The following is a 25,102-nucleotide window of genomic DNA, read 5'->3' on the forward strand; positions in this document are numbered from 1 at the left end:
CGGCGAACGTTTTGCTCAGCACGAATTAATAGACCGATCGGTCTGTCTTTTCAGCGTGATCTGAATTACGCTGAATGCCATGACCACCGTCCAACTCTCCCCGACTGCGCACTTCACCGCCCCTGCCACCGGCCCGGCGAAGTGCCTCCACCAGATCCGCACGTCCCCGGGAATCACCCGTGGACGCCTCCACGCGGACCTCGGCATGTCGCAGCCCACGGTCACACGCCACGTCAGCGCCCTCATCGACGCCGGGCTGGTCGAACAGGTCTCCCCCACCAGCGGCGGCGGAGTCGGACGTCCCGGCTCCACGCTGCAGCCCGACGGGCGCGACCTCACCGCGCTCGGCGCCCACGTGGGCCTGCGCAGCACTCAGCTGGTCGCCGTCGACGGCGTGGGCCGTCCCCTCCGCAAGCGGACGCTGCGGCTCCCGGTCGCCGAACTCAGCCCGGAGGACGCCATGGAGGCCGTGCACCACGCCCTGATGACACTGGGGCGGGACTTCCCCACCCCGGTCAGCCTCGGCATCGCCTTCTCCGCCCACGTGGACTACGCCGGACGCATCACCTCACCGTCCTACGGCTGGCAGGACGTCGACCCCGTCGCGCAGCTCGACACCGACATCCCCGTCGCAGTGTCCACCGGTGTCGGCGCGATGGCCGGCTCCGAGCTCAGCAGTTCCCCCCTCGCCCTCAGCCGCGACCCCCTGGCCTCCACGTTGTACGTCTACGCCCGCGAGCTCGTCGGACACGCGTGGATCGTGGGCAGTGCCGTGCACCAGCCGTACACGGGCTCGGCGCCGTCGGCGTTCAACGACATCGCCGCGTCCGGCAGTTTCTCTGACCGCCACGGGCACCCGTTGGGGTCGACAGCGGTGCTGGACGTCGCCCGGCGGCGCGGCCTGAACGTCTCCACGGTGCCCGACCTGGTCGCGCTGGCCGAACGCAACCCCGTGGGCCGGGAGGTCCTGGACGAACGCGCCACGCTGCTCTCCCGGATCATCTCACTGGCCGTCGACGTGGTCGACCCGTCCACCGTGGTCTTCGCCGGAGAGACGTTCACCGCCGACCCGGGCACCGTGCGCATCATCGCCGAGGGGCTGCGCGGGACGGGACGCCAGCTCAGCATCCAGCGCGCCGGCGACGGCATCCTCTCGCGCGCCGCCGCGGTCACCGCCCTGCACCGCCTGTGGCAGGACCCGCTGGCCGCCCAGAGCGCCTAGAGCGCAGCGACGAAGCGCTCGAGGCGCTCGGCGACGTCATGCGGCTCCCGCGCCCACCGGTTGTGCCCGAGCGTGCCGGGGAACTCCTCCACCTGCGCCGGAAGCAGCTCCGCCAGCGCCTCGCAGGACGCGAGGGTGCAGTACGTGTCGTCGCTGTAGCGGGTGAGCAGCACGGGGACGTCCACGGTGCGCATCGCCGCCATGTAGTCCAGGTCGGCGCCACGCAGGTCGCGCAGCTGGTTGCTCCGCCCGAACCGGGCCCACTCCCCGATGTGGACGCCGGACTGGCGACCGTAGTTCGTGACGTCGAGGCGTCCGTCCGGCCAGTAGCCGAGCAGGCGGCTGACGCCCTCCATGAGGTAGCCGCCGAAGTGCAGGCGTGAGCGCTCGGGATTGTCGAACGTCCGGTAGTACGGCGAACCGCTGCCGACACCGAACATGCCGGTCACGTTGAGTTCGCGGGCCTCCGGGCGGGCCAGGAACAGCGATCCGATCTGTCCGCCCATCGAGTGCGTCAGCAGGACGGTGGGGTGCTCGACCGGCAGGCCGAGCGCCTCCTTCGCCGCGCGGATCGTCCGCGGGTAGTCGCCGGACGCCATGTCGTGGTAGCCCCAGCTCGCCGTCCGGCTCGCATGGGCGGTGCTGTCACCCTGGCCGCGCAGCTCGCCGACGGCGACGGGGAATCCGCGTGCCGCCAGGTCCTCGGCGATGGGGCGGTAGTAGCGTGCACCCATGCCGAGACCCGGCCAGACCATGACCAGGGCTCGGTCTGCACCGGGGAACAGCCGCACCGGGGAGGTGCTGCCGTCGGGCATCGCGACGTCAGACATCGAGGAACCGGACGTCCTTGGCGTTGCGGGTGATGAAGCTGCGGCGGGCGACGACGTCGTCGCCCATGAGGATGCTGAAGGTCTCGTCGGCGCTGGCGGCGTCCTCCAGGGTGACCTTCTTCAGGATGCGGTCGGTGGGGTCCATGGTGGTCTCCCACAGCTCCTTGGCGTTCATCTCGCCGAGGCCCTTGTAGCGCTGGATGCCGTCGTCCTTGTTGATCTTGCGGCCGTTGGCCAGGCCCTCCTGCAGCTGCCCGTCGCGCTCGGCGTCGGAGAAGGCGAAGCCGGGCTCGCCCTTGCCCCACTTCAGCTTGTACAGCGGCGGCTGCGCGAGGTACACGTGGCCCTCCTCGACGAGCGGGCGCATGAAGCGGAAGAGCAGGGTGAGCAGCAGCGTGGCGATGTGCTGGCCGTCCACGTCGGCGTCGGCCATCAGGACGATCTTGTGGTAGCGCAACTTCGTGATGTCGAACTCGTCGTGGATGCCGGTGCCCAGGGCGGTGATGATCGCCTGGACCTCGTTGTTCTTCAGCACCTTGTCCAGGCGTGCCTTCTCCACGTTGAGGATCTTGCCGCGCAACGGGAGGATCGCCTGGTACATCGAGTCGCGGCCGGACTTCGCCGAGCCGCCGGCGGAGTCGCCCTCCACGATGTAGAGCTCGGACTTCACCGGGTCCTTGGACCGGCAGTCGGCCAGCTTGCCGGGCAGTCCGCCGACGTCGGTGGCGGACTTGCGGCGCACCAGGTCGCGGGCCTTACGTGCGGCGTCGCGGGCCTGGGCGGAGGAGACGGCCTTGTTGATGATGGCCTTCGCCTCGGCCGGGTTCGCGTCGAACCAGCCGGAGACGTGCTCGTTGACCATCTTCTGCACGAAGCTCTTGATCTCGGTGTTGCCGAGCTTCGTCTTGGTCTGGCCCTCGAACTGCGGGTCGCCGACACGCACGGAGATCACCGCGGCGAGGCCCTCACGGCAGTCGTCGCCGGAGAGCTTGGTGTCCTTCTCCTTGAGCAGCTTGTGGTCGCGGGCGTACTTGTTCATCAGGTACGTCAGCGCGGCGCGGAAGCCCTCCTCGTGGGTGCCTCCCTCGATGGTGTTGATGGTGTTGGCGAAGGTGTGGACCGACTGGGAGTAGCCGGAGTTCCACTGCATCGCGATCTCGACCTCGTGGTCCTCGCCCTCGGCGTCGAAGCCGACGATGGAGGGGTGGATCGCGGTCTTCGTCCGGTTGAGGTGCGTGACGTAGTCCTTGAGGCCGTCCGGGTAGTGGAAGACCTTCTTGCGCTCCTTGGGGACGGGACGGTTGTCCTCGTCCGGCTTCGGTGCGGCGGCGTCCTCCACGGACTCCGCGGCGACCTCGGCCTCCACGTCCTGCTCGATGACCTTGACCCGCTCGTCGGTGAGCGTGATGGTCAGGCCCTTGTTCAGGAAGGCCATCTCCTGGAGTCGACGCGAGACCGTCTCGAAGTTGTAGTCGGTGGTCTCGAAGATGTCCGGGTCGGCCCAGAAACGCTGCCGGGTACCGGTGCCGCGGGCCTTCTTGACCTGCTCCAGTTCCTCGGGGACGGCGTGGTCGAACACCTGGCGCCACATGACGCCGTCGCGCGTGATCTGGGTCTCGACACGGGTCGACAGGGCGTTGACCACGGAGATGCCCACACCGTGCAGACCGCCGGAGACCGCGTAGGCCTGGGAGTCGAACTTACCGCCGGCGTGGAGCTCGGTCATCACGACCTGGACGGTGGGACGCCCGGTGGGGTGCATCTCCACGGGGATGCCGCGGCCGTTGTCCGTGACCTCCACGGAGCCGTCGTCGTGGAGGATGACCTCGACGTGGGTGGCGAAGCCGGCCATGGCCTCGTCCACGGAGTTGTCCACGACCTCCCAGATCAGGTGGTGCAGCCCTCGCTCACCGGTGGAGCCGATGTACATGCCGGGGCGCTTGCGGACAGCCTCCAGGCCCTCGAGGATGGTGATGGAGTCCGCGCCGTACTCTCCGTTGGCGGGGGTGTTCTCGGCGGGGATGTTATCGGCCTCGGCCACAGTCGCTTCAGCTCCTTCTCGGCAAATGGGTTAACCCCCACATTGTACCAGGTGAAAGGGCTCAGCCGTAGGTGTCCCGGGGGCCGCGTCCCTTCACGTGCAGCGGCCCGTGACGCCAGCTCGGGGCCTTCGGCCCGTAGATCTTGAGCTCCGCGACGACGTCCGGCCCGATGCGTGCCGCGATGGTCTTCAGGATCGTCGACTGCATCAGCCGCAGGTTCGTGGCCCAGGCCGTGGAGTCGCTCTCCACGTGCAGCTGACGCTTCTTCTCGTTGTACATCACCACGTGGGTGTGCCGGCCGATGTTCTCACCGACGATCTCGGGCCAGGCGCTGCGCAACGACCCTGCGGCGAAGTTGCGTCCCCAGCCGTTGCGCTTGATCTCGCGCTGCACCAGTTCGCTGAACTCGCCAGGGTCGCGGTAACTGCGGTCGAGGCGTCCGTCGTAGCGGGTCTTCATCGTGCGGGGACGACGCCCCTTGCGCCGGACAGGACGCCCGGGGCGTCCTGCCGCGGCGCGCAGCATCTCCATGCGCTCGGCGACGGGGTCACGCTCGGGCCCGGACTCGTCTCCGGTACCCTGCTCACTCACCGTCGAGCTCCGAGACCCGGCCGTCGTCGGTGTCGTGGGCGACGACGGTGTGCACCGCGGCGACCGAGCGCAGGTCGGCGGGGATGTCGTCCCCCACCGCCGCGGTGATGAGCACCTGCTCGGCCTCGGCGGCGAGGTCTACGAGGGCGGCCCGGCGGTGGCGGTCGAGTTCGGCGAAGACGTCGTCGAGGATCACGACGGGTTCCGTCCCGTCGGCGCGGTGCATGCGGTGCGCGGCGAGGCGCAGGGTGAGCGCGAAGGACCAGGACTCGCCGTGGCTGGCGAAGCCCTTCGCCGGTTGCGTGCCGAGCACGAGGGTGAGGTCGTCGCGGTGCGGGCCGGTCAGTGTGGTGCCGCGTTCGATCTCCGCGTCGCGTCGTCGGGCGAAGCCCTCCAGCAGGACGGCTTCCGCGACGTCCGGGTCGAGCAGTTGCGGACTGCCCGGCTCACCGAGGTCGACGCTGGTGGCGTAGGAGATGAGCGCAGGACGCGACCCGGGTGCGAGACGCGCGTAGGTCTCGCGCACGTGCGGTTCCAGGTCGTGGACGAGCTGCGCGCGGGCCGACATGATCTGGCCGCCGAGGGCGGCCAGGCGTGCGTCCCACACGTCGAGGGTGGGCAGGGTGTCGGAGTCGACGCCGTGGCGCAGCAGCGCGTTGCGCTGCTTGAGCGCCTTGTCGTAGTCCGTGCGGACGCCGGCGAGGCGCGGGTAGCGCGCGACCATGGTCTGGTCGAGGAAGGCGCGGCGCTGCTCGGGTTCCCCTCGCACCAGGGCGAGGTCCTCGGGGGCGAACAACGTGGTCCGCACGATGCCGGCGATGCCCCGCTGGTTCTTGACCTGCGTCCGGTTCACCGCCGCCTGGTTCGCCCCACGGGCGTTGAGGACGAGGTGGGCGGTGAGTTCGCGTCCGTGGTTCACCGCGGTGGCCGACAGACGGGCGGAGTCGCACCCCTCGCGGACGAGGGCGGCGTCCGAGCTGACGCGGTGGGAGCCCTGGTGGGCGAGGTAGCCGACGGCCTCGACGATGTTGGTCTTGCCGTTGCCGTTGGGGCCGGTGAAGACGGTGACCCCGGGGGTCAGCTCCAGGTCGAGCTGGCGCCACGACCGGAAGTCACCCAGGTGGAGCGAGCGGATGTACATCCGGTCAGCCCGGCAGGCGGACAGGCATCAGCAGGTAGGTGAAGGAGCTCTCCGGGGTGGGGAAGGTTCCGTCGGCGGAGGCCTCCGGCAGCTCGTCCGGCTCGGGGACGAGCACGGCGGAACGGGACGCCTGGTTGAAGCCGAAGACCACCCGGTCGGTGTGCACCGAGCCGAGGCCGTCCTTCAGGTACCCGGGGTGGAAGGCAATGACCAGGGGCTCGCCGGCGAAGGCGCAGGGCAGCTGTTCCTTGGCGACACCCAGGTCGCTGCCGCCGGCGGACAGGGTGAGGGTGCCTTCCTCGAAGTCCATCTTCACCGGGGAGTTGCCGTCGGTGACCAGGGAGACGCGGCGGATGGCGTCCAGCAGCGGCGCGATCTCCACGCTGGCCAGGGAGGTGTGGGTCTTCGGGAACAGCGACCGGAACTTCGGGAAGTCGGAGTCGATGAGCCGGGTGGTGGTCTTGCGGTCCGAGGTGGAGATGCCCAGCAGGCGGCCACCCTCCTGGTCCAGGGCGATCTCGACGGGCTCGCCGGTGGAGTCCAGTGAACGTGCGGTCTCGGCGAGGGTGCGTGCCGGGATGAGCAGCTCTGCGGAGATGTCGGCCCGGGCCGGGACCCAGTCCAGGGTGCGCACGGCGAAGCGGAAGCGGTCGGTGGCGGCGAGGACCAGGTGCTCGCCGTCGATCTCCATCCGAATACCGGTCAGCATGGGCAGGGTGTCGTCCCGGCTGGAGGCGATGGCGACCTGGCTGATGACCTCGGTGAACAGGTGCGGGTCCAGGGATCCGGCGACCTGCGGGAAGTCAGGGAGGACGGGGTAGTCGTCGATGGTCATGGCGGGGAGCTCGAAGTGCGAGCTGCCGCAGTTGACCAGGACCTTGGTGCCGTCGTAGTCCAGGCGGACGGGCTTGTCCGGGAGGGCGCCGATGATGTTGGACGCCAGACGTCCGGCGACGAGGACCTTGCCGGGCTCGGAGACGTCCGCCGAGACGCGGACCTTGGTGGAGACCTCACGGTCGAAGCCGGAGAGCTGGAGGCCGTCGTCGGTGGCCTCGATGAGCACGCCCCGGAGGATCGGCTGTGAGGCCTTGCTCGGCAAGGTGCGAGCGACCCAGGCCAGTGCCGAGGAGAAGTCGTCCTTGGACACGGTGAAACTGACGGACGGGTGGTCCACGCCTGGGATCCTTTCGCTGATGCGGGAGCTTGGTGAATCTAGGTCGTAACCCTAGCCGACACCGAGGTCGGACGGTACCGGTGCACACCTCCTCCGCCGGAGTCCCGGCGGACCGGTCGGTGAGGTTTGTGCACACCGGTTATTTCTTCTTTGAATTCTCCATGGATGGAACCGGTAGAAGCAGTAGGGGCTGTGCAGACTGTGGAGGAACGGCCGGCGGGGCGGTCGAGCGCTGGTCGGGGCCGTGGGCGACATTGTTGTAAGTTGTTCACAGCCGGTGGATGAATCTGTGGATAACTGTGGGTGGTTGTGGATAACTTTCCGTGGGTGTGAGTTGTCCACACTGGCCGCACCGCCACTCCCCCGCCCTGCGGCGGTTATCCACAGGAGCGACCTGGGGATTTGCGGAGACGTCGTTTCAAGGATGGCTCTCTGACCTGCGAAATGATAAGAGTGTAAGTCCCAGGTCGCGGAAAGTAACCGCAGGTGGAGGGACTCCCGAAAACGCCCGCGGGACCACGAATGTGATCAAGGTCACTGAATTACAAGACTGTAATTACACTGCTGTGGACAAGGCTGTGGAAACTGTGCACAACTTCCGTCCCCGGCTGGTGACGGGCCGACGGAGCTGTGTACTACTGCCTCGCGCGGGACTTGATGCGCTGGGTGAGCTCCTGGATCTGCTGGAAGGTCTTGCGGTCCTCCTGGATGGACTTACGGATCTTGCGCTCCGCGTACATCGCCGTGGTGTGGTCACGGCCACCGAAGACCTTGCCGATCTGGGGCAGCGAGAGCTCCGTGAGCTCACGGCACAGGTACATGGCGAACTGGCGCGCGGTGACCAGGCGGCGCACCTTGCCTTTACCCACCATTTCGTCGACGGTCACGTCGAAGTACCCGGTGATCACCTCGATGATGATCTGTGGGGTGATCTCCACGTCCTTGGGGTCCGGCATGATGTCGCGCAGCGCGATCTCGGCGGCCTGGCGGGTCACCGGCTCCTTGCTGAGTGAGCAGTAGGCGGTGACGCGGATCATCGCGCCCTCGAGCTCGCGGATGGAGGTCTCGTACCGGCTGGCGATGAGCTCCAGGACGTCGTCCGGCAGATAGGTCCCCTCCATCTGCGCCTTCTTGGAGAGGATCGCCATGCGGGTCTCCAGGTCAGGGGTCTGCACGTCGGTGATCAGCCCGCCCTCGAAGCGGGTGCGCAGGCGGTCCTCCAGCGTGGTCAACTGCTTCGGCGGGCGGTCGGAGGACAGCACGATCTGCCGGTGGTTCTGCTGCAGAGCGTTGAAGGTGTGGAAGAACTCCTCCTGGGTGCTCTCCTTGCCCTGGAGGAACTGGATGTCGTCCACGATCAGCATGTCGAGGTTGCGGTAGTGGCGCTTGAACTGCTCACCCCGGCCGTCACGCAGGGCGTTGACGAACTCGTTCGTCATCTCCTCACTGGAGATGTACCGCACCTTCATCCCGTGGCGCAGTTCCCGGGCGTAGTGGCCGATGGCGTGGAGCAGGTGGGTCTTCCCCAGGCCGGACTCCCCCCAGATGAACAGCGGGTTGTAGGCGTAGGCGGGTTTCTCGGCGACCGCGCGGCAGGCGGCGTTGGCGAACTGGTTGGACGACCCGGTGACGAAGGTGTCGAAGGTGTACTGGGGGTTCAGCCGGTTCTCGGTGGCGTCGTCCTGCGCCTTCTTCGGTGCCTCCGGCACCGTCTCCTTGCGCGCGGGGACCTGTCGCTGCTGGTAGCCGCCGCCGGTGAGGTCCTCCCAGTGCTGTCGCTGACGCTCGGGGGACGGCTCGGGTGCCGGCGCCGGTGCTGGCGTGGGCGTGGCCTCGGCCTCCGTGACGGACTCGTCGACACTGAGGGACAACGAGACGCTGTGTCCGAGCTCCTCCTCCAGGACGTCGCAGATCAGACCGGAGAGGTTGTTCTCGGTCTCGGTGCGCGCCCACTTCGACGGGGTCTTCAGCACGGCGATGCCGTCGACCACGATCACGGGGCTGAGTTGGCGCAGCAGACTACGCGACCGGGAGCTCAAACGCGGGAATTCTGCGGAGTCCTCGTCGGCGTTGATCCACCTGTCGAGGAGTGAGCCCCAGACCTCCTTGAAGTCCACAGCATCGGGCATGGCGGGTCACCTTTCGGCGGGTGGGTCGGGTCTCGGAGTTCGCTTCGTGTTCATACGCAGGAATCTGACGTTCATGTGCACAACACCGTAGTGGCGGTGGCCTGCGTATCCACAGCGTTGTACACACCTGTGGATAACTCTGTCCTGCTAGTTGTCAACAGGTTACTGCAGTGCTGTGGACAACCCCAACATGTGTACACAGATCGCGTTGACCTGCGGGAACAGGGGTAAATCTACAGTCGAGGGTTCGGGGGTGGATAAAGTTGTCCACAGCCCCTCCCCGTGAACTGCAAGGATTCACAGCGACCTGGCAGTTCTCCTGTGGACAACCTTGTGCACCTTGCGCGGCGCCGTTCGATGTGCGTGTCCGTTGTTTGGGAGCTTGACCTGCACCGGGCCGGAGGTTGAATGACACGCCTGTGATGGACCGGGATTTTGATTTACCGGGCCGAGCACGTAGGCTCGTCACCGTCTTCGAGTGTCACTGAACCCGGATTCCGGCGTCTCTGGCACTCACCCCCGTCATAGAACGGATGGATGGCCCGGGATCACATGATCCTGTCCGGTCTTCCGACCCACCAGACCGCAGTCGCGGTGGATGGGCCGGGCCCGGTTCGCGGAGCGGACCGAACCCGGCCGACCGCGGCGTTGAACAAAGAAGGAGTGAGTACCGTGGCCAAGGGCAAGCGTACTTTCCAGCCCAACAACCGTCGTCGTTCGCGTAAGCACGGTTTCCGTGCCCGCATGAGCACCCGCGCCGGCCGCGCTATTGTGTCGGCCCGTCGTCGTAAGGGCCGTGACAGCGTCACCGCGTAACGCGTCGCGACACACGAACCACCACCGTGCTTCCCCCGGAACACCGGCTCCGGTCGACCTCACTCTTCGGTGAGACCGTCCGTCGAGGTCGGAAGAAGGGATCCCGCACGGTGGTGGTTTATTTGTATGCCCGGACGGACCAGGTGGTGACCGGCGGTCCCCGGATGGGCCTCGTGGTCTCCAAGGCCGTCGGCAACGCCGTCACGCGGCACGCCGTGTCGCGCCGGCTCCGGCACGTCACCGCCGACCTGCTCGGGGACGTCCCCCTGGAGCCGTGGCACACACTGGTGATCCGGGCGCTGCCCGCCTCGGGGGACGCCACGTCCGCGGAGTTGGCTTCTGATGTGCGACGAGCACTCCGACGCCTCACCGACTGACGCCTGGGACGTGTCCCGTGGGCGGGCACGGACGTTGCGCCGGTTCGTTCTGGGTTACCAGAACCATGTTTCACCCCTTAAACTGGGACCGTCCTGCCGTTTTGAGCCGTCGTGCAGCGCCTACTCGCTGATAGCCTTTTCTCGTCATGGCGTGGTGAAGGGTTTTTTGCTCAGCGTTGCCCGCCTCGCCAAATGCGGTCCCTGGCACCCCGGCGGCTGGGATCCGGTTCCCCCGCTCCGGTCACGGCCACGCAGGTGACCGTCCCCCTACAACAAGGAGATTGCACCACAAGTGCTTGACTTCATCTACTACCCCATCTCGGCGGTGTTGTGGTTCTGGCACAAAGTCTTCGGCTTTGTACTGAGTCCCGACTCCGGCCTGTCCTGGGCCCTGGCGATCATCTTCCTGGTCGTCACGATCCGCGGCCTCCTCGTCCGACCCACGATCAAGCAGCTACGCTCCAGTCGCAAGATGCAGGAGATGCAGCCCCGGATGCAGGAGATCCGGAAGAAGTACGCCAAGGACCAGCAGACGCAGGCCCTGGAGATGCGCAAGCTCCAGAAGGAGATGGGCGTCAACCCGCTGGCGAGCTGCCTGCCGATGCTGGTGCAGATCCCGATCTTCATCGGTCTGTTCCACGTGCTGCGGTCCTTCAACCGCACCGGCAGCGGCATGGGCCAGGGCGACGCCATGACGATCGAGCAGACGAGGAACACCCCGAACTACTTCTTCGGTGTGGACGAGGTCCAGTCCTTCCTGGACGCCCGTCTCTTCGGTACCCCGCTCTCCGCGTTCATCACCATGGAGAAGGACTCCTACGGTGCGTTCTCCGATGACGGAAACGTGGACTTCGCCCAGTGGAACATCGTCATCGTGGTGCTCCCGCTGATGCTCATCGCCTCGGTGCTCATGCACTTCAACGCCCGCATGTCGATGGACCGGCAGAAGAAGCGTCAGGCTGCGCAGCCGAAGAAGAAGAACGCGACTGCGCAGGAAGACATGATGCAGAACCAGATGATGATGATGCAGAAGCTCATGCTCTGGGTCATGCCGGTGATGATGTTCGCCGGTGGCTTCCTCTGGCAGGTCGGTCTCGCCGTGTACATGGCCGCGAACACCACCTGGATGTACGTCCAGCAGCGTCTCGTGTTCAACAAGATGGACCGCGAAGAGGAGGAGGAGAAGGCCGCCAAGATCGAGGCGAAGCGCTCCACCGCCCCCAAGCCCGGCGCCAAGCCGAAGAACCAGAAGAAGCGCGACGGGAACTAGTTCCCGCCCCGCCCGGCCCCGCTCCCTCCTCGAGGGTGCGGGGTCTTTTTCATGTCCGGGCGCTCGCTACACTGGGGGTGTGAGCCAGTCAGATGAGAAACTCCCGTCCAGTGACGTCCCCTCCCCTCCCCCGGAGGCGGAGGCGGTCTTCGGTGACCGCCTCGGCCTCGCCGTCGACTACGCCGGCTGGCTGGGCGATGCAGGTGTCGTCCGCGGCCTCATCGGCCCGCGTGAGGTCGGACGGCTCTGGGACCGCCACATCCTCAACAGTGCCGTTCTCGCGGAGGTCATCGACAACGGTCAGCGTGTCGTCGACGTCGGCTCCGGGGCGGGGCTGCCGGGTATCCCCCTGGCGATCGCGCGGCCCGATCTGCGGGTGCAGCTCGTCGAACCTCTTCTGCGTCGGGTGACCTTCCTGAACGAGGTCGTTGACGCGCTCGGACTGGAGAACGTCGAGGTCTTCCGCGGACGCGCTGAGGAGAAGGATATCCGCAAGGCCGTCGGTGGCGCCGATGTCGTCACCTCCCGCGCGGTGGCGCCGGTCGGCCGACTGATCAACTGGTCGCTGCCGTTGGCGCGCGTGGGAGGTCACGTGAAGGCCCTGAAGGGCTCCTCTGCGGGCGAGGAGCTCGTACGGGACGCCAAGGACCTCACACGGGCTGGAGGATCGCCTGGAGAGGTCCTGGAGGTCGGTTCCGAGGCTCTGGGGAACCCCACTTTCGTGGTGGCCGTCGAACGCCTACGCTGAATCACAACGATGTGATTCACCCCGGGGTTTCACGTGAAACCTCCGTTGTTACACGGACCCGGGGAGACTAAACTGACTGTGCAGGGTGATCCGCACAGTGTTTCACGTGAAACCCGCTCCGCCGCACCGCCCACTCCGTCATGCAAAGGAAGTACATGATTCCTCCCGAATGGGATGACACCCCTATCGCCGACGCGGCACGTCGCGCTGCGCGAATCCAGAACCCGGAGCGACTGTCCCTCCCCCGCCCGCCTCGGACGCGGCGGATCACGATCGCGAACCAGAAGGGCGGCGTCGGCAAAACCACCTCGGCAGTGAACCTTGCATGGGCTCTGGCGCTGCACGGGATGAAGGTTCTCGTGGTCGACCTCGACCCCCAGGGGAACTCGTCCACGGCCTGCGGGGCGGAGCACCGGATGGGCACACCCTCCAGCTATGAATTGCTCATCGGCGAGAAGTCGGCTTCCGAAGTGACCCAGCAGAATTCGGAGAACGAGAACCTCTTCTGCATCCCGGCCACGATCGACCTCGCCGGCGCGGAGATTGAACTGGTCTCCATGGTTCGACGGGAATACCGTCTCAGCGACGCGCTCAGCTCCGACTACCTGGCGAGCCAGGGATACGACTACGTCTTCATCGACTGTCCGCCGTCGCTCGGCCTGCTGACCATCAATGCGATGAACACGGTGTCCGAGGTCCTGATCCCCATCCAGTGCGAGTACTACGCCCTGGAAGGTGTCGGGCAGCTGCTCAACAACATCTCCATGATCAGGGAGCACCTGAACCCGGAGATCCACGTGTCCGCCGTCCTGCTCACCATGTACGACGCACGCACGAAGCTCTCGGAGCAGGTTGCCGGAGAGGTGCGCAACCACTTCGGCAGCGCTGTCTTGGACAACCAGATTCCCCGCAGCGTGAAGGTCTCCGAGGCTCCGGGCTACGGCAAGACCGTCCTCCAGTACGATCCGGGCTCCCGTGGGGCATTGGCCTACTTCGATGGCGCCGTGGAGTTCGCGAAACGTGGCGATTACCTCCCCCTCCCCGAGACCGCCCCGATCGGTGTGGCACCTGAATTCCGGACAGGAAGCAACAACTGATGTCAGAGAAGAAGCCGACCCTCCCCCAGCTCCCCCAGACCGAGACCCAACGAGGTGGCCTCGGCCGTGGTCTCGCCGCCCTCATCCCCACCAGTCCGTCGAAGCCGCGCCTCGGTGCCGGTGCGGCGGACGTGATCCTCGGTCCAGCCAGACAGCGTCCGAACGGTCCCGCGGACCAGCGTCACAGTGACGTAAAGGCCGAAGGGTCGAGTAAGGGCGCAGAGACCCCCCAGGAAAGTGTCGAGAGCGTCGGCGCGACCTATCAGGAACTGCCCCTCAACTCGATCACGCGGAACCAGAAGAACCCGCGAGAGAACTTCGAGGAGGAGCCCCTCAACGAACTCGTTCACTCGATCAAGGAGTTCGGCCTCCTCCAGCCGGTCGTCGTCCGTCCGCTCGGGAAGTCCTCCTATGAGTTGATCATGGGCGAGCGTCGTCTGCGTGCGTCCAAGCTCGCCGGTCTTGAGGTCATCCCCGCCATCGTCCGGGAGACCGACGACCAGGACATGCTCCGCGATGCCCTGCTGGAGAATATCCACCGGGTGCAGCTGAATCCCTTGGAGGAGGCGAACGCCTACCAGCAGCTGCTGGAGGAGTTCGATGTGACCCAGGCGGAGCTCGCCCGGCGGCTGGGGCGCTCCCGTCCGCTCATCACGAACATGATCCGCCTCCTGCAGCTCCCGGTCGGTGCCCAGCGAAAGGTTGCCGCCGGCGTGCTGAGCGCGGGCCACGCCCGGGCGCTCCTCGGCGTCAAGGCAGGTCACGAGGCCCAGGACCGCCTCGCCGAGCGCATCATCGCCGAGGGGCTCAGCGTGCGTGCCACCGAGGAAGCCGTCGTCCTGCTGAACCGTGGGGACGAGGTGGCCCCGAAAACCGCCCGCGCGCCGCGGGAGCAGCCTCAGGCGGTCACGCAGTGGGCCTCCTCCGCTGCAGACGCGCTGGACACACGGGTCACCGTGCAGATGGGTGCGAAGAAGGGAAAGATCGTCGTCGAGTTCGGCGACGAGGAGGACTTCTCCCGCATCACGGAACTGCTGAAGCTCCCGAAGGAGAGCTGACAGCGAAAGGTTTCACGTGAAACCTCGCCGGGTTACGCCGTAGCCCGGCGACCCAGGCGTCCGCGCGGTAGAATCGCCATCGACGAAGGAGGACATCGGTGGAGATCAGGTACAGCGCTCTGCGTCACGACAGCGGTGACGTGGTGGCGCCTTCTGCAGGTGGGGATATGTTCTGGGAGCTCTCACCGACGGTGACGAGCCCCGATTCGGCATTCGACAAGCAGATGTGGATACAGTCCGTCCTCTACCGCTGGGGTACCTGCGGCTACACCGCATTCGTCGGGACCGGGGACGAGGGCAGTGGCGAGCGGCCGGCCGCGACGGCGTTCTTCGCTCCCCCACCGAACTTCCCGGGCTCCGCGGCGATGCCCTCGGGGCCGGTCTCCGGGGACGCCATCCAGATCTCCACCGTCTTCGTGGAGCCGCCCTACATGGGCCTCTACCTGGAGCACAGTCTCATCGACACGATCCTTACCGAGGCGGAGCGCCGCGGCGTGGCTGCTGTCGAGGCCTACGGGCGCAATGACGAGGACGGGGCTCCGTCCGGTTACTTCCCGGAGGGCTACCACGGGTGGGAGGACCGCCCCGACGGTCCGGACGCCGACCTCGAGGCTGCGCCGGTGCTTTCCGCGGACATCCTCGAACAGCAGGGGTTCACCATCGTGGGCAAGCACCCCCGCTTCCCCCGGTACCGTAAGAAGCTCGCGGAGGGATCGTCCCTGTTCAGCAACTACGCGACCGACGCGCATGAGCTCATGAACGACAGAGGACCGCTGAGCACGGTGCTCGGCGGTCAGAAGGCCTGAATCACATCGCTGTGATTCAGGCCAGTTTCTCGGCCTCCAGGACGTCGGAGAACCGGAAGGTGCCGGTCGGAGCGGTGTCCGCGTCCAACAGGTAGAGCCGCTTCACCGCCACCACGAGGGCCTCGGCGATGGTGTCCCGGTTGTCCGGGTCGGTCAGCACCGCGACGTCGCCGTCGTTGGTGAGGTAGCCGGCCACGAACTGCACCGCCGGCATCTTCGTCATGCGCAAGAGGTCCCAGGTCCGTCGGTGGGCCCGGCAGTTCGTCAGCGGGGTGCGCGCGGTGACCTCACGCTGGATGAAGCCGGAGAGCTTCTCCCCCGTCACCGACGACGAGCCGGCCTCCGAACCGAAGTAGAACGAGGCGGCACCGTTGGCCAGCGCATTCGGGTACACGTCCGCACGCAACGAGATCACGAGGTCCGCGCCGAAGGCGTTGGCCAGGGAGGCGCGATCCAGGCTCGAGGGGTTACCGCTGCGCGGACGCGAGAGGATCGTCTCCATGCCCGCGGCGATCATCCGGCCCTCGGTACGGGTCGCCAGGTCCCAGAGGATCTCCTCCTCCGTGATGGTGCCGTACGGACCGCTCACGGTGCGTCCTGACACGTCCCCACCCAGACCCGGGTCGATGACGATGCGTTTGCCGGTCAGCTGCGGGCCGGCGGCGCGGATCTGCTCCTTCTCGCGCAGCGCCTGCGGAGACCCGCCGGTGATGCGCCGGCCCAGGTAGCTCAGCGCGCGCAGGGTGACGGGGCCGCAGACACCGTCGTTGGTGAGCCCGTAGTTGAGCTGGTACTTGCGGACCGCGTCGTGGGTGTGCGGCCCGAACTGCCCGTCCACACGGTCGGTGTAGAAACCGAGGTCGTGCAGCTGCCCCTGGAGCTCGGCTACGTCGTCACCGACGAAGAAATGCCCCGGGGGCTGCAGGGACAGCACACGGGCCCCGAGCGTGTAGGAGGCCTCCCTCAGCGCCCGCAGGGTGCCGTCGGTGATGTGTCCGTCGGCGATGATGCCGCGCCCCTGCTGGAACGCACGCAGGGCGATGTCCATGTGTGCGTCGAAGACCTCGTCCTCGGCGGTCCACCGCTGTCCGGCGTCCCCGGAGGTGTCCCCGGTGAATCCGTCGATGAAACCGAGCCGGGCGAGCGTTCCGCGGACCTCGGCCACACGTGGGCTCCGGTCGCCCATCTTCAGTGAACTACGGTGCACGTCATCCTCTCGTTGCCGGCTCAGGTCGGTTGTGGTTGATGGAGGTCACGCCGAGACGAGCGCGTCGAGAGCCTCGGAGAGGTCGGCCTCGGACTGGCGGCCGTGGAGCTCCACGACCTTGCGGCCTTCGTGGTAGATGAACAGGGCGGGGATCGACATCACCTGGAACATGGCCGCCAGGCCGCGTTCCTCCTCCACGTTCACCTTCGCCACGGTCACCGAGTCGCCGTACTTGTCGGCGATGTTGTTCAGCGCAGGTTCCATCTGGATGCACGGCTGGCACCAGCCCGCCCAGAAGTCCACGAGGACGGGGACGTCCGACTCGATGACGGTACTGCGGAACGTGTCCTGGGTGACGGTCACGGGGTCAGCCATGGTCGCAATCTCCTGGGGGTGGTGGGAGCTAGAGTGTCCACACCACAATACCCGCGGGAGTAGCAGCGCGGAAACATGCGCTGAACAGTCACGGAGCGGTCACGGAACGGTCACGTTCCGGATAAGGCGCAAACCGGTGCGCGCCTCAGAGCGCGGCCAGATAACCTTCAGCGTCCAGCGCGGCGCGGCAACCCGAACCGGCGGCGGTGATGGCCTGCTGATAATGGGAGTCCACCAGGTCACCGGCGGCGAAGACGCCGGGCAGGGAGGTGCGGGTGGACGGCTCGTCGACCTGCACGTAACCGTTGTCCTGCAAGGCGACCTGGCCGTCGAAGACGGCGGTGCGCGGGTCGTGGCCGATGGCCACGAACATCGCGTCCATCGGCACCTCACGGGTGTCCCCGGTGACGGTGTCCTCGAGCTTCAGCGCCTGCACGCTGCCCTCACCGAGGACCTCGACGACGCGGGAGTTCATGATCATGTCGATCTTCGGGTTGTTGCGGGCACGCTCCTCCATGATCGCCGAGGCGCGGAACTCGTCGCGACGGTGGATGATGGTCACCCGGTCACCGAACTTGGTCAGGAAGTCGGCCTCCTCCATGGCGGAGTCGCCGCCGCCGATCACGGCGATCTGCTTCTCCTTGAAGAAGAAGCCGTCGCAGGTGGCGCAGGCGGACACGCCGTGGCCCAGCAGGGCCTCCTCGCCCGGGACGCCGAGGTAGCGCGGCTCGGCGCCGGTCGCCAGGATCACGGTGCGGGCGAGGAACTCCTCCTCGTCGGTGACGACCTTCTTCAGGTCGCCGTCCAGCTCCACGCTTACGACGTCCTCCATGCGCAGGTCCGCACCGAAGCGCTCGGCCTGGTTGCGCATGTCGTCCATGAGCGCCGGGCCCATGATCGACTGCGGGAACCCGGGGTAGTTCTCGACCTCGGTGGTCTGCATCAGCAGTCCACCGAAGTCCATCCCCTCGAACACCAGGGGTTTGAGTTCGGCACGGGCGGCGTAGATGGCGGCGGTGTAGCCGGCGGGGCCGGAACCGATGATGACGACGTCGTGGACAGACTGGGTGGAATCACTCATGCCGACGATTCTAGCGACGCCCCGGACACCGCAGGTGCCACCCCGGCCTCTGCGAGACGCTCGCGCAGGTGACGGTGGGCCCGCGCCCGCCGCGACTTCACCGTCCCGGTCGGTATGCCCAGGTGGGCGGCGGTTTCGCTGAGCGACCAGTCACGGACGTCGGTGAGCACGATCACGTCGCGCAGGCCCGGGTGAAGTTGACTGACCGCCTCGCCCAGCAGGATGCGGTGGATCGTGCGGGCGGCGTCCACGTTGCGGTTGTCCGGGAGGGTGCGCAACCGCTCCCCCAGGTCGACGGAGCGGGCGAGCTCGTCGGTACGCCGACGGCTGTCACGCAAATGCGTCAGCGCGGTGTTGCGCATGATGGTGTGCAGCCAGGACGCCGCGGAGTCCTTCCCTCGGAACGAGCCGGCGGTGCGGTGCACCTTCAGCAGTCCGTCCTGCAGGACGTCCGGACGGTCCTCGAGCGGCACGCCCGCCTGGTGCAGTGCCCAGCCCAGCAGCCCGGAGTGCCGGGCGAGCAGGTCGGTGAAGGAGGTGCTGCAGCCGGCGAGGTGCCGGCGCAGAAGCTCGGCGTCCGACGGTGCGGTTTCTGGCGTGATTTCTGGCGCGGTCGATGTTGTCACGGAAAAGTCCCCCGGTGAATTGTGTCCCCTGGCCCCCTGCCGTCCCCGCGGAGGAAGCCTCTGTGCACAACCCTAGCCTGCCGCGCGCCCCGGCGGCAGGGTTGTGGACAACTCTCTGGGCGACGTCCTACTCCCGCACGCCGTGCACCACGACCTCGCCCACGGAGGCGGCGTCCGGCATCGGGAGCTCGGTGATCCACAGGAGCACCCGGTCGCCGGCCGGGGCGTCCTCACCGGTGAGCGTCAAGGTGTCACCGGAGGCGGTTTCGGCGTCCAGCACCTCGGTCTGGTCGATCGAGGTGATGTCGCCGGAGCCGGTGCGCAGCTCGATCCGCGTGCCCTCGGGCACACCCTCGAGATCCACCGAGGTCACCGACGTCTCGCCGTCCAGCGACAGCAGCAGGCCGATGCCCTGCTTCAGGGAGGACGGCCCGTCGCCCAGCTGGTCCAGGTACTGCGCGGAACTCCAGGTGGTGCCCGCGTCGCCGTCGATGACCAGCGGTGCGTCCTCCGGGTTGTCGAGGTTGTCGCCGTCGTCGGCGGTGGCCCACTCGGCGGCGTCGGTCACGCCGACGACCTCGGGCTCCGGGGCGGCCTGCGCACTGCTCGACTGGCTGCCACGGATCGAGTCCGTGGTCACCGGCGAGTCGGGCCGGTCGCCGCCGAAGTACGCCACCGCCGCGACGATCAGTGCGACGGCGAGGAGCAGCCCGCCGATCGTCAGGCCGACGGCCAGGGCCGTGCGCCCGGGCTTCTCCGGGGCGGCACCGAAACCGGCGCGCTGCTCCGGGTCAGGCGCCACGTCGGCACTGGTCACCAGGTCGGAGTCCGGGGACTCCGAGGTCGTCGCCGCACGCAGGCGCGCGGCGAGCTGCCGGGCGTCGACACCGTCGGCGCTGCGGGCGTCGTCCATGATCGTGCGCAGCTCCGCCGGGATCCGGTCGGACGGCACCGCCGCGAGCAGCATGTCCAGGGACACGACCACGGCGTGGACGTCCTGCCGGGCCGAACCGCCCGGCAGCACGCCCGGGAACGCCAGCACGGCGCGACCTTCGGAACTGATGCGCAGCCGGTTGCGGTGGTCGATGCCCAACGAGCCGCCGAGCTCGGCGACGTCCGCCGCAGCGTCCGCCAGGTCCGACATGGCGTAGCCGGCGGCCAACGGGTCCGGACCGGACTCCGCCACGCGCGTCAACGGCGCGCCCTCGGTCCAGTCGGCGACCACGACGACCAGCGTGCGGGCGTCGCAGATCTCGCGCACCCGGGCCACACCCGGGGACGAGACCTTCGCCAACGTCGCACTGCGGTCCAGCAGTTCGCGCGACCCGACCCCGGCGACCTGCGGGTCGAGGATGGTCAGGGCGACCAGGTCGCCGGACTCGTTGTCACGGGCCTGCCACAGGCGCGCGGCGGGCGAGCCGCCGTGGTCCGACAGCAGCCGGAAACGCCCCTGCAGGATCGGCGCACCGGGCACCAGGCGCGGCCCGCGCACCCGACCCGCCGACAGCGGCGGCATCGCGGGGCCCGCGACGTCCTGCCCGGTGATGCCGCCCATGCCGGCGATCGGCATCTCGGTGATGAGCGCCGACTGGCCGTCCTGCCCGTCCTCGGGCACGGCACCGGAGAAGAAGCGTCCGACGACGGGGAGGCGCGCGAAGGACGCGCCGACCGTCATCACCTCGGGGAGCTTGGACCGCGACATGATCAGCATCACGATGGCCAGGAAGACCACGCCGATGATCATGAGGCGCACGAGGTAGCCGAAGCGGAAGCCGTCGGGGATGAGGAAGCGGTCGAGCAGCACGTCCAGACGCCACACGATCAACGCCGCGACCGCGGAGGCCCCGGCCGTCCAGAGCGAGGTCTTCAGCACGCTGCGCATGCCCAGGTGCCCCAGCGAGCGGCGCAGCAGACGGTGACCGATGATCGCACCGGCCACGAAACCCATGCCGTTCGCCGCACCCAGCAGCACCACCACGAGGCGCGGCTCGCTGGCGATGTGCGGCGCCAGGTACGCCAGCGCGACCTTCGTGACCGTGATGCCGCCGATGATGAACGTCGGCGTCCAGACCTCCTCACGCGCGTAGAACACGCGCAGGTGCAGCAGCACGATCGCGTAGGGGATCAGCGTGAACGCCGAGAAGCTGATCGTCCAGCCCAGGACGTTCGCGTTGCCCATGTCGAACTGGCCGAAGGCGAACAGGGCCGGTGCGATGAGCGTGCCGAAGGCGGTGAAGAAGGCGATGACCGGGATCAACGCCAGCATCGTCAGCCGGGTGGCCATCGTCAGGTCCTTGACCACGGCCTTGTCGTCGCCGTCGGCGGCGTTGCGCGACAGGCGCGGCATGATCGCCGTCAGCAGGGTCACGCCGATCACGCCGTAGGGCACCTGCAGCAGCTGCCAGGCCTGCATGTAGATCGTCGGGCCCGGGCCGGACCCGGAGGCGATGCGGTTGTTCAGGATCCAGCCGATCTGGGAGATCAGCACGTACACCACGATCGCCAGCGCCATGCCGCCGAACTGCTTCAGCCGGTCGTCCAGGCCCCACAGCGGGCGGATGTCCACCCCGGCCTTACGCAGGTAGGGCACCATGATCAGTGCCTGGACCACCACACCCAGCGTGGTGCCCAGACCCAGCAGCATGATGTGCGGGTCGGTGATCGTGACGGTGTCGTTCGGACTGAGTTTCGTGTCCTGCGGCAGCGTGAAGTAGATGCCGAGCACAGCGAGGGTCACCAGGTTGTTGACCACCGGCGCCCACGCACCCGGCTTGAAGACGCCCTTCGTGTTCAGCACCGCCATCATCACGGCGAACATCGCGTAGAACACGATCTGCGGCAGCACCAGGTAGGCGAAGGCCGTGGACATGCCGATGTTGACCTTGCCGTCGGCGGCCAGCGAGATCCGGGTCAGCAGCGGCGCGGCGAAGACCGCGACGACCGTGACCGTCATCATCAGGGTGAAGGTGATGGTCAGCAGCCGTCTGATGAAGGCCGCGCCGCGGTCGGAGTCCTCCTTCTCGGCGCGCACCAGCAGCGGCACCACCAGACTGGTGAGCACCGCGCCGAGTACCAGCTCGGTGATGAGGTTCGGCAGCGTGTTCGCCGTGTTGAACGCACTGGCGACCGTGCCGCCCAGGGCGGAGCCGATCATCACGGTGCGCAGGAAGCCGGTGATGCGGCTCAGCAGGGTGGCGAAGGCCATCGACCCGGTGGCACGCACCACGTCGGCGTCGGAGGCGTTCGTCGCACCGGAGCCCTCGTTGCCATCGTCGCTGCCGTTGCCGCCGCCGTCCGTGGTGGTGGTCCTGACGCCGGACGTGCCGGACGCCCCGGACGCCTTCTTCTGCCGGGGGTCCGTCGCCGCCCGCTCGGCGGGCGAGAGGTTCAGCTTCGAGTGGTCGGTCCCGGAGTCGGTGCCGACGGCGTCGCCACCGTCCTGGGCGCGTGAGGGACGGGCGGACGGTGCCTTCGCCGGCGGGGTTGCGGCGCGGAACCGCCCCCGTTCGCCGCTATGGGCGGCGTCGCCGGAGTCTTCTCGAGAATCAGTCACCGCTCCATCTTCGTGCACTCCCCCGGCCGTTCGCTAACTGTCGGCGTCGTTTGACCGTCCGGATGACCGCGAACAGGCCGAACACGACCGCCACACCCACGGTCACGGCGAGCGCCCCGGAGCCCGGGCCGGAGGAGATTCTGATCGTCACCGGCTCGGATATCTGCTGGTTGTCCGGGGTTTCCAGGAACATGGTGAGGTCCGTGCCGGTCACCTCCTCGGGGAAGGTGGTCGTCATCTGGAGCGTCACACTGCCCTGTGCGGGAATCAGTTGCATCCCGGGCGTGTTGAGGGTGACCCCGTCCTGCGACTCGTAGTCCACGCTCACGCGCACGGGCAACGGCAGACCGTTGCGCGCCACCACGATCAGCGGCGAGGAGTCGCTGGTGCGGGTGAAGACGCTGCCCGGCGGCAGCAACGACACCGAGGCACGCAACTCGTCCGACAGGCCCCGGACGCGCCCACGACGCTGCTCCGAGGCGTCCCGCGCCCGGTCGGCCTCCACGGCGACGCGACGACGGTTGTCCGTGAACGACCGCAGCACGTCGTCGAACATCGGCCGGGTGAAGATCTCCGGGGTCAGCGCCACGTTGTCGTTGTCGACCATGATGCTGGTGAAGTTGTGCAGCTCCTCCACGAGCCCCTGCCCCGCCGCGACCTCGCCGTCGGACACCGGGACGGGGTCGGCGACCGGTCCGCGCAGCGTCCCCTCGGACGCCACACCGCCGAGCGCGGCACCGAAGGAGACCGCGCGCGCCGAACCGTCCTCCAGGCGTCCCGTGACGGCCTCGAGCCAGGTCTGCGCGTCCTCGCCGTCGACGGACCACTCCGCCGGCGGCACCGCGAGCACATTGCCGTCACCGGCGCTCAGCTCCAGGTCCAGGACGCCGACGGCGGCGGCCATGCGCTCGGCGGGACTGTCCTCGGCGAGGGGACGCCGCGAGGACGTCGCCCCGTAGGCCGCGGTCGTCGGCGCCTCGCCCGTCGCCGCGAGCGCGGCACCCAGGGCCGCGGGGAAACGCAGCGCGCGCGTGCCGCCCGGCAGCGTCGCCACGGTGCTCGTAGTGTTGTCTGTGTCGCTGGTGTCTGTGTCGCTGTTGTCTGTGTCCACGGTGTCGTCGGCGACGACGACGGTGGCCGGGGTCTCCCGGTCCGACTCGCCGAGACGCTGCAGCGTCTCCTCGCCGACGTAGCCGGAACCCGGGACCACGACACCCTCGGCGGTGTCGGTGTCCAGCACGTCCTCGATCGTCTCCACCCCGCGCGCCGCCAACTCCTCGACCCACGGGTCGTCCAGGGCGGTGACCGCGTCCACGTCCACCCCGGCGAAGGGCAGCGGGACGGTGCACTGGCCGTCGACGACCTCGCGCAGGTCGGCCAACCACGACGCCGCGTCGTCGGCACCGGTGCCCTCGACCGAGCGGTCGCTGCTGTCGTTCTGCGTCCACCGGTCGCGCAGCCGCACCGGCTCCTCCACCGGACTCGGCGCCTCGCCGACCCGGTAGCCCTGGCTCATCCGCGACACCGTCTCCAGCAGGTCCGGGTCGATGGCGATGCACGTCGCCTGCCGCAGGTCGTCGGAATCCCCCGCCGCCGTGCGGTAGGACGACACCAGGGCGCTCAGCCGGCCCTCCGGCTGCAGCTCCTCCGCCAGGGACTCGTCCGGCAGGTAGAGCTCATTGGGCTCCGGGGCGTCGCCGACCTGCCCGGCGGACACCGTCGCCGCCGACGACAGGGGCCACAGCACCGTCAGCCCGGACGGACGCTCGGCAGTGTCGTTGACCTCGTTGACCTCGTTGACCTCGTTGACCTCGTTGTCCTCGTTGTCCTCGTTGTCCTCGTTGTCCTCGTTGTTGTCGGCGTTCTCGCTCTCGCCGCTCACCGTGACCGTGGTGCGCGTCGCCGCCACGAAGGAGGTCCCGGCGTCCCCCAGGTCCGCGTTCAGGTTCAGCAGCAGCGGGTACACGCCGGGAGCGTCCAGACCCAGGCCGCTGAGACTGCCCGCCCGGCCGTCGACCGGCACCGTCAGCCGGAACTGCCGGTCCTCGCCCGGGGCGAGCCGGCCGTCCAACTGCTGGAACGGGCCGACCCACGGGTACTCGCCCTGGTTCGCGATCAGTGAGGTGGCGACGCCCTCCGGGGCGTCCACCGCATTCTGGTGCTGGGTGCGCAGCTGCAGGCCCGAGACGTCCTGGTCCGAGTTGTTCGTCACCCGGATGCGCAGGTCGAGGGCGCCGTCGCCGGTCACCGTGGCCGGCTGCTGGCCCAGGATCTCCAGCTCGACACCGCTGTCCGGGTCCGCCGAGCGCGCCTCCGGGTTCGACCACGCGGCGGGCTGGGTCCCCTGTGCGTCCGGTGCGTCCTGCCCAGCCGCCAGCGGCGCGGCGGCGAGACCCACCGCCGCCACAGCGACGCAGGCCAGCGTCCGGACCGCTCCCGAGAAACCCCCCATCGCTACCGCGGCGTACGCCGTCCGGCCTTCGCCTCGGCGCGGGCGAGGTCGGGCAGCCGGTCATGGGCCTGGCGGGCCAGTTTGCGCTCGTCGGCGTACGCCAGACGCTCCACCAGGTTGCTCACCGGCAGCCACGCCACCTCCGTGACCTCCGGGTCCTCGTCGTTGAGGTCGCCGTCGATGTAGCGCAGCAGGTGGTGGTGCACCGTCTTGTGGATGCGCCGGCCCTCCGAGACGAACCAGTAGTCGATCGTGCCGAGGTCGCTGACCACCTCGCCGCTGACACCGGTCTCCTCCCACACCTCACGCTCGGCGGTGGTGTGGTGCGACTCGTCCGGCTCGATGTGACCCTTCGGGATCGACCACAGCAACCGCCCACGACGGTCCAGCCGGCCGATCAGCGCCACGTACATGCGCGACAGGTCCACCGACCCGTCGCCGCGCACCGCCTCCGCCAGACCCGACAGGACCAGCCCGCCGGCGCTGGTCTCCACCGAGGTCGGCAGT

At 68.1% G+C, this 25,102-nt stretch carries 21 protein-coding genes and 1 pseudogene; 9 read left to right on the forward strand and 13 right to left on the reverse strand.

Annotated features, from left to right (window positions below; genetic code table 11):
• The first annotated feature begins 79 nt into the window (after window positions 1–79).
• A complete protein-coding gene (locus tag ACT3S3_RS11385) occupies window positions 80–1,222 on the forward strand; it encodes an ArsR family transcriptional regulator (protein ID WP_301442190.1) in 1,143 nt (380 codons plus the stop codon).
• On the opposite strand, the gene ACT3S3_RS11390 is transcribed toward ACT3S3_RS11385, so the two are convergent.
• The 6 genes from ACT3S3_RS11390 to dnaA form a co-directional block, all read right to left on the reverse strand.
• The gene (locus ACT3S3_RS11390; protein WP_301442191.1) at window positions 1,219–2,052 is read right to left on the reverse strand and encodes an alpha/beta fold hydrolase; all 834 of its coding nucleotides are present in this window, start codon (window positions 2,050–2,052) and stop codon (window positions 1,219–1,221) included. The genes ACT3S3_RS11385 and ACT3S3_RS11390 overlap by 4 nt on opposite strands.
• The gene (gyrB, locus tag ACT3S3_RS11395) at window positions 2,045–4,093 is read right to left on the reverse strand and encodes a DNA topoisomerase (ATP-hydrolyzing) subunit B (protein WP_301442192.1); all 2,049 of its coding nucleotides are present in this window, start codon (window positions 4,091–4,093) and stop codon (window positions 2,045–2,047) included. The genes ACT3S3_RS11390 and gyrB overlap by 8 nt, the downstream gene beginning before the upstream one ends.
• Window positions 4,094–4,154: 61 nt before the next feature.
• Window positions 4,155–4,625 (reverse strand): DciA family protein, encoded by a 471-nt coding sequence (locus ACT3S3_RS11400; protein ID WP_301442201.1) that lies wholly within the window; start codon window positions 4,623–4,625, stop codon window positions 4,155–4,157.
• Between the two features lie 52 nt (window positions 4,626–4,677).
• Window positions 4,678–5,826 carry a DNA replication/repair protein RecF gene (recF, locus tag ACT3S3_RS11405; protein WP_301442193.1) on the reverse strand — a complete coding sequence of 383 codons (1,149 nt, stop codon included), beginning with the start codon at window positions 5,824–5,826 and terminating at the stop codon, window positions 4,678–4,680.
• Window positions 5,827–5,830: 4 nt separating this feature from the next.
• Complete coding sequence (gene dnaN, locus ACT3S3_RS11410; RefSeq protein WP_301442194.1) at window positions 5,831–7,000, reverse strand: DNA polymerase III subunit beta; 1,170 nt, start codon at window positions 6,998–7,000, stop codon at window positions 5,831–5,833.
• Window positions 7,001–7,635: 635 nt separating this feature from the next.
• Window positions 7,636–9,129: a chromosomal replication initiator protein DnaA gene (dnaA, locus tag ACT3S3_RS11415; protein ID WP_301442195.1), complete on the reverse strand. Its 1,494-nt coding sequence runs from the start codon at window positions 9,127–9,129 to the stop codon at window positions 7,636–7,638.
• A gap of 672 nt (window positions 9,130–9,801) precedes the next feature.
• Between dnaA and rpmH the strand changes: the two genes are divergently transcribed.
• The 8 genes from rpmH (at window position 9,802) to ACT3S3_RS11455 (ending at window position 15,301) form a co-directional block, all read left to right on the forward strand.
• Window positions 9,802–9,945, forward strand: a complete 144-nt coding sequence (rpmH, locus tag ACT3S3_RS11420) for a 50S ribosomal protein L34 (RefSeq protein WP_075811958.1) — start codon at window positions 9,802–9,804, stop codon at window positions 9,943–9,945.
• A 26-nt stretch (window positions 9,946–9,971) separates the two neighbouring features.
• Window positions 9,972–10,322, forward strand: a complete 351-nt coding sequence (gene rnpA, locus ACT3S3_RS11425) for a ribonuclease P protein component (RefSeq protein WP_301442196.1) — start codon at window positions 9,972–9,974, stop codon at window positions 10,320–10,322.
• The gene (yidD, locus tag ACT3S3_RS11430; protein ID WP_301442197.1) at window positions 10,288–10,581 is read left to right on the forward strand and encodes a membrane protein insertion efficiency factor YidD; all 294 of its coding nucleotides are present in this window, start codon (window positions 10,288–10,290) and stop codon (window positions 10,579–10,581) included. The genes rnpA and yidD overlap by 35 nt, the downstream gene beginning before the upstream one ends.
• A 33-nt stretch (window positions 10,582–10,614) precedes the next feature.
• Window positions 10,615–11,592 (forward strand): membrane protein insertase YidC, encoded by a 978-nt coding sequence (gene yidC, locus ACT3S3_RS11435; protein WP_301442198.1) that lies wholly within the window; start codon window positions 10,615–10,617, stop codon window positions 11,590–11,592.
• A gap of 79 nt (window positions 11,593–11,671) precedes the next feature.
• Window positions 11,672–12,340, forward strand: coding sequence for a 16S rRNA (guanine(527)-N(7))-methyltransferase RsmG (gene rsmG, locus ACT3S3_RS11440; protein WP_301442199.1), 669 nt, complete (start codon window positions 11,672–11,674; stop codon window positions 12,338–12,340).
• Between the two features lie 155 nt (window positions 12,341–12,495).
• Window positions 12,496–13,437, forward strand: coding sequence for a ParA family protein (locus tag ACT3S3_RS11445; protein WP_301442200.1), 942 nt, complete (start codon window positions 12,496–12,498; stop codon window positions 13,435–13,437).
• A complete protein-coding gene (locus ACT3S3_RS11450) occupies window positions 13,437–14,495 on the forward strand; it encodes a ParB/RepB/Spo0J family partition protein (protein WP_441578829.1) in 1,059 nt (352 codons plus the stop codon). Before ACT3S3_RS11445 ends, ACT3S3_RS11450 begins: the two co-directional genes overlap by 1 nt.
• 98 nt (window positions 14,496–14,593) lie before the next feature.
• Complete coding sequence (locus ACT3S3_RS11455; RefSeq protein ID WP_441578830.1) at window positions 14,594–15,301, forward strand: hypothetical protein; 708 nt, start codon at window positions 14,594–14,596, stop codon at window positions 15,299–15,301.
• Window positions 15,302–15,317: 16 nt separating this feature from the next.
• Here the strand turns inward: ACT3S3_RS11455 and ACT3S3_RS11460 are convergent, their stop codons facing one another.
• The 7 genes and pseudogenes from ACT3S3_RS11460 to ACT3S3_RS11490 all read right to left on the reverse strand — a co-directional run.
• A complete protein-coding gene (locus tag ACT3S3_RS11460) occupies window positions 15,318–16,487 on the reverse strand; it encodes an N-acetylmuramoyl-L-alanine amidase (protein ID WP_301442284.1) in 1,170 nt (389 codons plus the stop codon).
• 66 nt (window positions 16,488–16,553) lie between these two features.
• Entirely contained in the window at window positions 16,554–16,883 is a 330-nt protein-coding gene (locus tag ACT3S3_RS11465; protein WP_301442271.1) for a thioredoxin family protein, read from the reverse strand.
• Between the two features lie 145 nt (window positions 16,884–17,028).
• The gene (gene trxB, locus ACT3S3_RS11470) at window positions 17,029–17,964 is read right to left on the reverse strand and encodes a thioredoxin-disulfide reductase (RefSeq protein ID WP_301442272.1); all 936 of its coding nucleotides are present in this window, start codon (window positions 17,962–17,964) and stop codon (window positions 17,029–17,031) included.
• Window positions 17,961–18,590: an RNA polymerase sigma factor gene (locus ACT3S3_RS11475; RefSeq protein WP_301442273.1), complete on the reverse strand. Its 630-nt coding sequence runs from the start codon at window positions 18,588–18,590 to the stop codon at window positions 17,961–17,963. Before ACT3S3_RS11475 ends, trxB begins: the two co-directional genes overlap by 4 nt.
• A gap of 127 nt (window positions 18,591–18,717) precedes the next feature.
• On the reverse strand, window positions 18,718–22,143 hold the full coding sequence (locus ACT3S3_RS11480; RefSeq protein WP_301442274.1) for a murein biosynthesis integral membrane protein MurJ: 3,426 nt from the start codon (window positions 22,141–22,143) through the stop codon (window positions 18,718–18,720).
• Entirely contained in the window at window positions 22,136–24,550 is a 2,415-nt protein-coding gene (locus ACT3S3_RS11485; protein ID WP_444626816.1) for a hypothetical protein, read from the reverse strand. The genes ACT3S3_RS11480 and ACT3S3_RS11485 overlap by 8 nt, the downstream gene beginning before the upstream one ends.
• A 47-nt stretch (window positions 24,551–24,597) precedes the next feature.
• Window positions 24,598–25,095, reverse strand: a pseudogene (locus ACT3S3_RS11490) (NUDIX hydrolase); the annotation flags it as partial.
• Window positions 25,096–25,102: the final 7 nt, after the last annotated feature.

Origin of the sequence: Corynebacterium sp. AOP40-4SA-5 (genome assembly GCF_052377355.1) — a bacterium.
Classification (GTDB): domain Bacteria; phylum Actinomycetota; class Actinomycetes; order Mycobacteriales; family Mycobacteriaceae; genus Corynebacterium.